Origin of the sequence: Duncaniella sp. C9, assembly GCF_004803935.1 — a bacterium.
Lineage (GTDB): Bacteria > Bacteroidota > Bacteroidia > Bacteroidales > Muribaculaceae > Duncaniella > Duncaniella muris.
The window spans coordinates 457,953-469,849 of record NZ_CP039547.1 but is presented as its reverse complement, the minus strand read 5'-3'; the positions used below and the strand labels follow the sequence as shown (position 1 = coordinate 469,849).

Here is an 11,897-nt window from a genome sequence, read left to right as displayed (position 1 = left end):
TTGAGTGCTTTAGGAATCAGTAGTGAGGCCCGGAGCGGAGGTCAGGGTATATAGACCGGATGCTCGCATTGGCGGCGGAGCCGTCTGAGCCCTATCAGAGGCAGGAGGGTGAACAGCAGCAGGGCCACATAGTAGAATCGCGAATAGTAGATGGGGATTCCGTTGAGGGCCTGGTCGATGTAGATCAGGAAGTAGTAGCGGATCGGGACGATATAGGAGAATATTGCTATTCCGCCATACATCTTTTCTACCGGAAACGAGAACCCGGCCACGGAAAAGCACAGAATTCCGGTCAGTGATACGATTGAGAGCGCTATGCGGAAGTTTGGCAGCATCTCGGTAATGAACACGGCGAATCCCTGGGTGGCTGTCACCAGAAGCAGCATAGCCAGCACCATGTGGACCGGATGGTTGTTGAGCGGGAAGCCGAGGAAACCGAACATCACGGCCTGGATGGCGAGTCCGACGGAGGTGAAGATCACCGTCTGCGGCAGGAGTTTGCCGAGCAAGGCTATGCCCATATGGCCGCGAGCCTCCTCAAGCCATTCGACCGAAGTGCCGGTTTTATGCTCCTGGCAGATACTGAACACTGTCACGAGTAGTATTATCAGAGCCAGCAGGCAGGGGATGAACGACTGGCAGAGGTAGATTGAATAGTTGGTCCAGGGGTTGTTGAGCGGATGAGTGCGGATGACAAGCGGCTGAATCAGGGCTCCTGCCATATTTTCGTCGGCACCGGCGCTGACAAGTGTCGTCTTGACGATGCCTCCGGCTGTGGTGACAGCTATTGTCTTGAAGCCTTTGAAACTGAGCGATCCGGGCACGAAGATTGTCATGTTGGAGAAGAACGACAGCGTGGGTTTCTCTCCTGCTATCGCTTTCTGCTGAAAGTCGGAGGGGATGAGAAAAAAACCGTATATATCTCCGCTTTTCACTCCGTTGATAGCCTCATGATAGCTTTCGAAATCAGAGTCAATGTCAATGAGTGGAGATGCGTTGAGCGAACGGGCTATCTGGCGTGACATTGAAGAGTGATCGAGGTCTACCATCCCTACGGGCACTTTCAGCGGCAGACCTTCGTGCATGAGATTCAGTAAGAAGAATGAACATGCAAGAGGCACCACCAGCATCATGACCACATAGATCTTGCGGGAGGTCAAGCGCCGGAGTTCGCGTTTGATTATGTCGAGAAGCACCATCGATTAACAGATTGAAAGGGGAGGATTATTTCTTGAAGTAGACCACACTCATGCCGGGCCGCAGTTGGGCTATGGTGTCGAGCGGATGGGCCTTGACTTCGAAAGTCTTGCTGTCCCACTGCCCGGTGGCCTTTGTGGCCTGCCAGGTGGCATAGCTGCCGAGATCGCGGACATAGTAGATTCTGGCCTTCACGGTCTTCTTGTCGAGGGCCGGGATCATGACCTCGATTTCGCCGCCGAGAGGCATGTCGTTAAGGAGTTCTTCACGCACATTGAATGTGACCCATTTGTCGCTGAGTTTCAGAAGACTCATGATCGGTGCTCCGAGCGACACGAGCTCGCTTTCTGCCGGGTAGATCTGGTCGATCTGTCCGTCACACGGTGCCAGCAGATACTGGTCTTCCAGCAGACTTTCCACTTCGGCTACTCCGCCTTTGGCCACGTTGACCATCGCGGCCGCGCTCTCTTTGTCTTCTTTCTGAGCGCCTGTCACGGCGAGATCTACCTGGCTCTGTGCGGCACGGTGTGCGGCCACGGCTGCGTCATAGGCGGCTTTGGCCTCGTCGCGCTTCTGTTCTGAAACCACACCTTCACGGAAGAGATTTTCCATGCGGTTGTAGGTTTTCTGGGTGATGGTGACAGCAGCCTCGGCCTGTGCGGCAAGATCACGGGCCGACTGAATGATCTGCTTGCGTGTGCCGGCATCTACTTTCTGATTCTGGGTGCGGGCCACGGTTTCCATGCCTTCCGCCTGCATGAGTTTGGCATCGGCAAGTGAGGAGTGGATGTGGACGAGTGTGTCGCCGGCATGGACAATGTCTCCTTCATGGACGTAGAGTCTGACCACACGTCCTGGAAGTTTGCCGGAGATGCGGATCGAAGAGGCGTCGGCCTGACCCTCTATTATCTCCGATGGTTTGTTAAGAAAACAGAATCCTATGATGGCAAGGACGATACAGATTACTACCATGACGGCCAGAGCCGTCATGAGGATACGGTTCTCGCTGCGCTGGGCATTGGCGGCGGATATGTTCTGCTTGTCTGACATGACTGTAGGTGGTTTTGTTATGATGTTGATTTTGAATTCTTGAGTTCCGGATGGCTTTTCAGAGGTTTCAGCCACTTATTGTGCGGCCTGAACGTCAAGCCGTCCGAGCACTTTGTTGAGGTAGACATCGCAGAGATATACGTCGATGCGGGCGTCGATATTCTCGGAGTGTGCCTTGAGCCATGCGGTCTGGGCTTCCATGACATTGTCAACGGTCATCACTCCGTCGCGGAATCCGAGTTGAGCGCAACGCAGGTTCTCATCGGCTTTGGCGAGATTGGATTCAGTCATGCTGAAAGTCTTGAATGCCTCATCGGCTTTGAACGAGGCCTGGTTGACCTGCAGGTCTACCATCTCGCGGGCGTTGTCGAGCTGAAGGTTGGCGGCCACTGTCTGAGCCTTGGCTGCACGGAGCTTGTTGTAGTTGCTTCCCCAGTGCCAGATAGGAATGGTCAGCATGGCTCCGACAGAGAACATGCCGTTGAATTTTTTCTGAAAGCCGTCAAACATGTTGGGGTTCGAGAACGAGTAGGCTCCTACCAGTGCAAGATTTGGCATCATTGAGGCGCGGGCCACGGTTTCTTTTTCCTTGTAGATTTTCACTCCGAGTTCAAGGGCGCGGAGGTCGTCGCGCGAGGCGTAGACCTGCTGCATGTCGTAGCTCTTGGCTACAGGCGCGGTTGTGCTAATGGTTTCGGTATCTTCGTCAGCGAGAGTGAAAACAGTGTGTACAGGCAGACCGCACACCTGGGCCAGGGCCATGCGCGACAGCGCCAGTCCGTTGTCAACCTTCGTCAGGTCGATCTGGGCGGAGTTGAGTTTGACATCTACTGTGAGCTGGTCGCGTTTGGTGGCCACGCCCTCTTTGACCATCAGACTGACGTTGTGGCTGAGAGTGTCAAGCAGATTGACATAGCTCACAGCGAGTTTCTGCTTTGCCTTAAGCGAGACCACCTGCCAGTAGGCGGCATCGACGGCGTAGATGACATCCTGCGCCGAGTTGTCGTGCATGGCTGTGGCAAGCTGTTCGGCATAGCCGGTTATCTTGTTCATCGCCACGATCTTTCCGCCCATGAAAATAGGCTGGGTGAGGGTGACGGCGCCGAAAAACACGTTGTGCAGGTCATAGCTCAGAGCTTCTTTGGGCAGATAGGCCACCTGTGAGGGGATGGGTTTGCCGTCGACCATCACCGGCTTTCCGTCAATGGGGTTCTTGACGAAATCGAATTCATAGCCCTTGGTCTCCGGGTTGAACGACTTGATGGGCAGAAGCTGGTCTGATTCTAATACAGAAATACCTTTCTGGTTATACATATAGCCGCCTGCAAAGTCAAGTGACGGCAGATAGGCGGCGAATGCCTGGTCTTTCTCGTAACCGGCCACCTTGATCTGCTGGGCCGAACGGCGGAGTTCTTTGTTGTTGGCCAATGCCAGCTGCCGGCACTGTTCAAGGCTCATGACGCTTCCTTCCGAAGGAATGTCAGAGGGAGAGACAGCGGCGGCGCCGAGCGCCAGAGGTGCCAGCAAGGCGATTAAAAGTCTGCGTTTTGCCATGATTGGGAGCTTAGTTGAAAAACGTGAGATCCTGGCCCGTAAAATGTGTGTCTGAAACGGGTCTGCAAATATAACCTCTTTTGGAGATTAAATGTTTAATTTTTTCTTACGATAATTATCCCAAATTGGCGAAAAACTATTCTGTTTTGCCGCAGGCCTTGATTGGCTTTATTTTCGGCCGAAATCGGCGGGGATTTCTCCCCAGACGGGAGTGTCCCAGGTGAGTATCGGATTGGTGATCTCATGAGTCTGAAGCCACAGAGTGGCGCGTCTGATCATCTCGAACAGAGGTGCGTTGGCGGCGGTTGGTTTCAGATTGGTTTTAGGCTGTCGGTTGCGCACCCATGAGCGGGCTGTGCGCGAGTCTGTATAGATGGGCACATTGTGTCGTCCCTGCTGCGTGAGAAGCGCAAGCCCGTGGACCAGCGCGAGATACTCGCCGATGTTGTTGGTACCTCCTTCAAACGGTCCGGAATGGAAGATGCGCTCGCCGGTGCGAACCCACACGCCCTGATATTCCACTGGACCTGGATTGCGCGAGCAGGCGGCGTCGACTGCCAGAGCATCCAGGCGGATTTCCGGAAAGGCTTCATAGTTGACATGCTCATGGGAGGGGCCTTTGGCTATGGCGCTGAGAAGTTCGAGCTGTTCGGCCGGATCTCCGCGGTAGGCTGCTACAGCCGCTTCCTGCGAGTCGAAGCTCTTGAAGCGCGCGTCGGGATAACCTTTGACCTGTAACTGACATTCTTCCCAGGAGTCGAAGACTCCGGTGGCAAAGCCGTTCCAGACTACATAGAATTTTTTGCGTGGGGCCATATTATATAGGTGGAGGAGGAAGCTTATGAAAGGGTTAGATAAATGCTGATGTCTACACTGCGCATCCCGGCAGCCTTGGCCACCTGTGGGTTGACAATGCGCCCGAAGAATGTATAGGTGGCTTTCTGCATGCCCGGCAGCAGTTTAAGGGCATTGCTCACTCCCTCGCAGCTGACAATTGAGCTCATCAGGGTGATCAGCGTGTTGCTGAGAGCCATTGCGGCTGTGCGGGCAACGGCGCAGCCTGCATGTACGAAGCAGATACGTTCACGCAGAGAGGCCGATTCTCTTACTGCCAATGCGTCGGCGAGATCAACGGGTGTCATGGCCGGGAACGCCTTGCCGCTGTCAGAGGAAAGGTCAAAGGCAAGCACGCCGCGTTTCATCACCGAGGTAAGCTCTGATCCGGCGCTGAAAGGCTCTGTGGTGGGAGTGGCCACCACCACATCGGCCGCACGAAGCGCGTTTTCAAGTGTGTGGGGATGCAGCGTGGAGGTTATCACCCACGGGCCGAGCTGCTGCGATGCGCGGCGCAGGGAATAGACGTCGTTGTCATACATTCTGACGGTTGCGCCGAGCCCTACTGCCGACCGTGCTGCCGCACAGGCCGCGATGCCAGACCCGATGACAAGCACTTCGCAGGGTATGATTCCGGCCACGCCACCGAGCAGTATCCCTTTTCCGCGTGTGGCGTCGGCAAGCAGCGATGATGCCATAGCCACCGAGGCCCGGCCGTCGATTTCGGCAAGGATATCGGCAAACGGAGTGCAGCCGCCTGAGTCTTCAATGAGGTCGAGGGCTATGGCGATTATATGGCGCTTCAGAAGTTCCTTTATGGCATCGGTATGCTGGTTCTGCGGCTTGAGCAGGGTAAGGAGCATGGTTCCGCGACGCATTTTCCGCACATCGGCAGCTTCAAGCGGGGCAAGGTGTATGACGATGTCGCAGCCTAAGGCCTCACTGCGGGTGCCTACGCTGACACCGGCGCGCATATACTGGTTGTCGGTGTAGTTGATCGCCGCCGTGGCTCCGGCTTCCATCTTTATGCGGAAACCGCGTTCAGTCAGCTCGGCGGCCGCCTCTGGTGTCAGCGGGAAGCGCCGTTCCGAGGGGCTTTGGCAGGCGGGCAGGCCTATGGTGAGGCTCTGGCGGTCAGTCAGAGTCTCCTGGGGCTGTTCCTGGGGTGTGTGGGTGAACTGTGGCATATGCTTGTACTTTGTTCAGTCCTGAGATCCGTTTTCTTTCAGCCGCAGACCGAAACGGCTGATGAAGGCCCGGCATTTTTCTTCTATCTGGTCTTCGTCTTCGAGGCAGGTGCTGTCGAAGATCTCGGCCGCACGGCTGTAGAAAGGCATGCGGGCGGCCAGCTGCTTTCTGACAAACTCTTCCAGTTCGCTGTCACCGAGGGCTGCGATCAGCGGTCGTTTGTGGCGTCCGCGTTTGAGCCTTTCAAACAGCCGTTCCTCGGAGGCTGCGAGCAGCACTGTCAGACCCCTTGACTGCATCAGTTCCATGTTGCCGGCAAAGCAGGGAGTGCCGCCTCCGCAGGCCACCACAACATCACGCTTGCCGTCGGCACTGACTTCGCGCAGCATCCGGCGTTCCATGTCGCGGAAAGCTTCCTCGCCTTCCTCGGCGAAAATTTCGCGGATCTTCTTGCCGGCGCGGGCCTCGATGTAATCGTCGAGGTCTATGAAATCAAGTTCGCAACGCCGGGCAAGCGCCTTTCCGAGGGTGGATTTGCCGCAGCCCATGTAGCCGATGAGAAAGATGGTCTTCATTTTGTCAGATAATATTTCTATATTAATGTGTCAGGAGGGGAGATCAGATGTTCGGGCTTGTCCAGGTGTAGCTCTCGGAGCAGCTCACAGTGGCACTGAGCGGACCAATGCTCAGGGTGAAGTCGCCAGCTTCGAGTGTCCACAGGCCCTGGGCGTTGACAAACGCGAGGTCGGAGGCTGGAATCGTGAAGCGTACCGCACGGGTTTCGCCTGGCATGAGGGCGAGTTTGTCGAAGGCGCGCAGGCGCTTGTTGTCAGGCACTACGGATGCCACGTGGTCAGAAGAGTAGAGCAACACGGCTTCCTTGCCGTCGACTGATCCGGTATTGGTTATGTCGACTGTGACGGTGAGCATGTCAGAGGGGCCGAACTGATGCTTGTCTACGTGGAGGTTTGAGTAAGAGAAGGTGGTGTAGCTTTTTCCATAGCCGAAAGGCCACTGCACGTTGACGCGGGCGTCATAGTCATAGACACCTTCCATCTTTCCTACCTCCTCGCTGACCTTGTAGTCATAGGTGACGAGCGAGTTGATTTCACGCGGATAGGTGAAGGGGAGCTTGGCCGAGAAGTTGCGCTTGCCGCTCAGGAGCAGGGCGAGGGCATCGCCGCCGAAGTTGCCGGGGATTATCACGTCGACCACAGCCTGGGCCAGTGGTTCGATGTCGGCCAGTATGCGCGGACGGCCTTCGTTGATGACGAGCAGTATCGGTTTGCCGGTCTTGGCGAGGGCCTTGACCATTTCGCGCTGGTTGGCAGAGAGATGCAGGTCGGTCAGATTGCCGGGAGTCTCGCAGTAGGAGTTTTCGCCGATGCATGCCACGATCACGTCGGCCTTTTCGGCAGCCTTGAGCGCCGGTGCGAAATCGCTGACAGTTTCGTCTTCATAATGCCCCTCGTTGTTGAAGCTTACAGTCGGGACATAGCTTACATTTGCCGCTCCGAAGGTGGCACTGAGGGCTTCGAGGATTGTGTTGTAATCTTTGGCATAGCTGTCGGTAAGATGGCCCTGCCAGGTGTATGACCAGCCTCCGTTGAGCGAGCGCATTGAGTTGGCTGTAGGTCCTGTCACCAATAGGCGTGTGCCCTGACTCAGCGGCAGGAGACTGTTTTCGTTCTTGAGCAGGACCATAGTCTCGACAGCGCTTTCAAGAGCTTCTTTGCGGAATTTTTTCGAAGCGTGGTCGGGATGCTCCTTGAGAGTGGTGTTGGGATGGTCGAAGAGCCCCAGACGGTATTTGAGTCTCAGCGCGCGGGCGGCAGCATCGTCGATGCGCTCCATGCTGACGCTGCCTTCCTCCACAAGTTCGCGGAGAATGGTGCAGTAGTCAACCTTATAGGGTTCCATCGCCATGTCGATGCCTGCGTTGATGGCTATGCGGATGGCATCTTTCTTGTCGCGGGCCACTTTCTCGCGTGTGTAGAGATTGTTGATGTCGGCCCAGTCGGTGACAATCAGGCCGTCCCACTGCAGGTCGTTTTTGAGCCACTTGGTCAGCAGAGTCCAGTCGGCGTGGACCGGAGTGCCGTTGATTGACGAAGAGTTTACCATCACGGTCAGCGCTCCGTTCTTGATGGCTTCAAGGTAGGGGGCGAAATGCTTTTCACGTAGGTCTGACGGTGAGATATGGGCCGGTGTGCGGTCTTTGCCGGAGAATGGCACTCCGTAGCCCATGAAATGCTTGACTGATACCGCTATGTGATTGCCGTCGATGTGGTTCGGGTCATCGCCCTGGAAACCTCTGACAGCAGCGGCGCCCATCAGGGCGTTGACCAGCGGATCTTCACCGTAGTTTTCCCAGAAGCGCGGCCAGCGGGGGTCGCGGGCCAGGTCGAGAGTCGGCGAGAAAGTCCAGGGGCAGTCGCTCGCGCGGGTCTCATAAGCCGTGATTTCCGCAGCCCTGCGGGCAATTTCGGTGTTGAACGAGGCTGCAACGTTGAGGTTCTGGGGGAAGAGTGTGCCTCCGTTGGTATAGGTTGTTCCATGATTCTGGTCAAGACCGTAGATGCAGGGGATGCCCATGTATTTCATCGAAGCTTCCTGAATCTGAGGTATGACTACGTTCCATGCCTCCGCGTCAAGGCAGTAGGAATAGGGTGCGTTGAGAATGGAGCCAACTTTGTAGACCCCGAAGATAGTGTCGAGTTTGGCCTGGACGAGGCGGAAGCCGTCAGGGCCGTTTTCACCGAGTATATCGAGCTGTATCTGGGTCATCTGGCCTATTTTTTCGTCGAGAGTCATTCGGGAGAGGGTCTCGCTGACTTTTTTCTCGATTGCCGGATCAGAGGGGATGACCGGAAGTGTTATCGGTTCGTAGGCGAAAGCCGGAAGGGCCAGGGCCAGGAGTGGAAGGAGTGATTTGCGTAGCATGAGAGTCTATTAACTTGTAGGTTGATTTGTATTCTTAGATGCCGTTTTTTTACAACTTCTTATTGTCAGCCTCTGCCGAAGATGCCTTTTTGAGTTCCGGATAGGATATGCGCGAGTGATACATGGTGCGCAGGCGTTGTGCGAAGACCTCTTTGATTGTGCTTACATCGCGGAACGATATCGGCGATTCGTTGTGGAGACCTTCGGCAATCTGGCTGTCGATGATTTTGTTGATGAGCGCTGAAATTGCTTCCGGCGAGTGTTCGGGCATAGACCTTGAGGCTGCCTCGACAGCGTCGGCCATCATCAGCAGTGAAGTCTCTTTTGACTGAGGATTCGGGCCAGGATAGCTGAACGGGGCCGGATCTACATTTCCGTCGGGATGGGCGTTGCAGTATGTGGTATAGAAATAGCGCGCCATGCCGGCTCCGTGGTGCTCGGAAATGAAACGGCGTATCATCTGGGGCAGTTTGGCTTTTTCGGCAAGGGCGAGGCCTTCTCTGACGTGGCCGGTGACTATGCGAGCGCTCTGGATCTGGTCAAGGGCATCGTGCGGATTGACTCCGTGCTGGTTTTCGGTGTAGAATGCCGGATTCTTGATTTTGCCTATGTCATGGTAGAGGGCTCCGGTTCGCACCAGTTGCACGTTGGCTCCGATGCGGCCGGCGGCCGCAGAAGCGAGATTGCTGACAGCCATAGAGTGGTTGAATGTGCCCGGACATTCTTCTGAAAGTTCGCGCAGCAGCGGGTTGTTGATGTCACTGAGCTCCACCAGTGTCACGCGGGAGGTGAATCCGAACACTCTTTCAACGAGAAACATCAGGACATAGCTGAACGATATGAGGATGGCGTTGATGGCGAAGCAGCCGAAAATGCGGCCCTCTGTTTTTGAGAGCGAGCCTGACTGCATGATCTCGACGGCCGCATAGCAGGCAGCGTAGGCAATGAAGATCAGGGCGGCGGTGCGTATGAGCTGACTGCGCCGCGAGAGGTCTTTGAGTGAGTCGATGGCCACCACTCCGGCTATGAACTGGATGAACACGAATTCCAGCGCGAATGATGTGATGATAGCGCAGATCAACACCTGGATAAGATGGCAGAAATATGCCGTACGCGAGTCCAGGAAGACCAGTATCAGAATCGGCACGATGGTAAACGGCGTGATGTAGAGCCCGGTTCTGAATGCCGCCTGCATGGCGAAGGCAAATAGGGTGAAGAGCCCCATTATGGTCATTATGAAGAGCACCGTGCGGTCATCATCGAAATAGTCGCGGCGGAAGATGTAGAGATAGCCGTAGAGAGCGCCGAAGAGGATCACCATATAGAGAATCTGTCCGGCCAGAGGATAGTAGTGCTGGCTGATGGTGCCTTTGCCTCTTTCATCGGCAATCTCCTCATATGTTTTCAGTACGGTGGCGAGCCGAGTGGTCACAATGTCACCCTTGTCAATGATTCGTTCTCCCTGCTGGATTATGCCTACCGGGGCCATTGCTTTCTGGAGTGCTTCTTCAAGAAGACGTCGGGTGGTTACGGTGTCTATCAGTATGTTGGGCTGAAGAATTTCAGACAGGTGTGTGGCTGACAGGGCCTGGTGCATCCCCTTGTCGCGGAAGATGCTGTCGAGATGTTCGTAGGCACGGAATGCCGAGAGGTAGGCTGAAGTGGGCATGCTGATGGCCACGTTGTCATGGATGAAGCGCACTGACGGCAGCCGGCCTGATGCGATTTTGCTATAGGTGTCGCGGTCCACGATGCCGTTTTCATAGATGTTGCGGATCTCGCGTATGATCTGGTTGCGCTGTGAGGGGGTGATGTCAAGTCCGGTGGTGGAATTGAGCCTGGTGGTGTAGTCCGATACGATGGTCTTCTCGGCCGTGACGTCGCGGGTGAACACAGGCTCGAAATGAGTCTGCAGGCTGTCTCTGATCCTGGCCGCGCTCAGTGAATCGAGGTGGATGGGGATATCAAACGGAGCAGTGAGAAGGGCATAGCTCCAGGGGCGTCCTTCCTCGAAAACATAATGGTTTTCGCTGGTGCGTGGAAGAAAGTAGACGGAGACAGATACCACGATGACGAATAGCAAAGCCCGGAATGTAAGCTGTCGGGATGGCAGTTTGTTCATATCTCTAAAATGTTTCGGACTACGGTCCAGATAATGATGGTCGAGAGGAGGAGCAGGATGAATGCCCGCGCGCTGAGAAATTTGCGGAGCCTTGGGGCTCGGTTGCCGGCAAGGCGCGAGACTATCAGCAGCACTATCAGCGGGATCTCGATGGCAAGGATAGCGTTGAAGCGGAGGGCTGCGGCCGGATCTCCGTTGAGCAATGCGTGGAGCGCTCTCTGGGAGCCGCATCCCGGACATGAGAGCCCGGTGAGCATCCTGAAGCTGCAGCGCGGATAAAGATTGGTCGAAGGGTCTACTGACGCATAGAGGATAAGCGCACCTGTGGCGGCAATGAGGATGACGGCTGTCAGTATCATGCGGCGAGTGACGCGCGCTTTGACTGTGGGCTGAGGGCCGGCAGGCGGTTCGGGCGGTATGTAGACCGGCGGTTTTGTCATAAGAGGCCGAGCAACATCGAGAACGGAGCCCAAATCAGGCCGGCCACAAAGGCTATGATGATCCACATCTGTGCTTTCGACGAGGCGTCAAGCGCTCCGTTATAGTCACCGCGCATGTAGGCGGGTGAGACTTTCGAGGCATAGATGATGGCGGGGATTCCGGCGGGAATGCAGCAGCAGATGGTGGCTATGATGGCCCAGACAAGATAGTTGTCAGGCATGGGGGGCATACGCTCAGGATCGAAGGGTTCCTGGCCGTATTGGGGCTGTCCGTATGTCGGCTGTCTGTATGCTCCGCCATATGGCTGTGAATACTGATTGCCGTAAGGGGTGCCGTAGGGATGCTGAGGTGCGGCGCCGTAGTTTTGGCCGTAAGGCTGCTGATTGCTGAATCCGTTCTGACGCGAAGCTATGATAGCGGCAATTTCGGGGATGGCTGCTGCTGTGGTCCAGTCGGCAAGGCCTTCATGCCATACCGGGGTCGACATGCTGAGACCCGGTATGGCATAAAGTTCCTCGACTGACAGCGGGCCTTTCTGCACGCTGTCTATGATTATCCAGTATTTCAT

10 protein-coding genes are annotated in these 11,897 nt (G+C 55.7%); all 10 read right to left on the bottom strand.

The genetic code is table 11. The features are described 5' to 3' along the window. Positions 1-41 precede the first annotated feature (41 nt). The gene (locus E7745_RS01905) at positions 42-1,199 is read right to left on the bottom strand and encodes an ABC transporter permease (protein ID WP_123397914.1); all 1,158 of its coding nucleotides are present in this window, start codon (positions 1,197-1,199) and stop codon (positions 42-44) included. A gap of 25 nt (positions 1,200-1,224) precedes the next feature. Then, the gene (locus tag E7745_RS01900) at positions 1,225-2,247 is read right to left on the bottom strand and encodes an HlyD family secretion protein (RefSeq protein ID WP_123397915.1); all 1,023 of its coding nucleotides are present in this window, start codon (positions 2,245-2,247) and stop codon (positions 1,225-1,227) included. A gap of 75 nt (positions 2,248-2,322) precedes the next feature. Continuing rightward, positions 2,323-3,801, bottom strand: a complete 1,479-nt coding sequence (locus tag E7745_RS01895) for a TolC family protein (protein ID WP_124075449.1) — start codon at positions 3,799-3,801, stop codon at positions 2,323-2,325. Positions 3,802-3,969: 168 nt separating this feature from the next. Then, positions 3,970-4,617: a viroplasmin family protein gene (locus tag E7745_RS01890; protein ID WP_124075448.1), complete on the bottom strand. Its 648-nt coding sequence runs from the start codon at positions 4,615-4,617 to the stop codon at positions 3,970-3,972. Between the two features lie 23 nt (positions 4,618-4,640). Continuing rightward, entirely contained in the window at positions 4,641-5,822 is a 1,182-nt protein-coding gene (locus E7745_RS01885) for a hypothetical protein (protein ID WP_123397917.1), read from the bottom strand. A gap of 15 nt (positions 5,823-5,837) precedes the next feature. Next, positions 5,838-6,398, bottom strand: a complete 561-nt coding sequence (locus E7745_RS01880) for a shikimate kinase (RefSeq protein ID WP_123397918.1) — start codon at positions 6,396-6,398, stop codon at positions 5,838-5,840. A gap of 43 nt (positions 6,399-6,441) precedes the next feature. Then, entirely contained in the window at positions 6,442-8,766 is a 2,325-nt protein-coding gene (locus E7745_RS01875; protein WP_123397919.1) for a glycoside hydrolase family 3 N-terminal domain-containing protein, read from the bottom strand. 49 nt (positions 8,767-8,815) lie between these two features. Further along, complete coding sequence (locus E7745_RS01870; protein ID WP_160630690.1) at positions 8,816-10,888, bottom strand: HD family phosphohydrolase; 2,073 nt, start codon at positions 10,886-10,888, stop codon at positions 8,816-8,818. After that, a complete protein-coding gene (locus E7745_RS01865) occupies positions 10,885-11,328 on the bottom strand; it encodes a DUF2752 domain-containing protein (protein WP_123397921.1) in 444 nt (147 codons plus the stop codon). The genes E7745_RS01870 and E7745_RS01865 overlap by 4 nt, the downstream gene beginning before the upstream one ends. Continuing rightward, on the bottom strand, positions 11,325-11,897 hold the full coding sequence (locus E7745_RS01860; protein WP_136408194.1) for a CD225/dispanin family protein: 573 nt from the start codon (positions 11,895-11,897) through the stop codon (positions 11,325-11,327). Before E7745_RS01860 ends, E7745_RS01865 begins: the two co-directional genes overlap by 4 nt.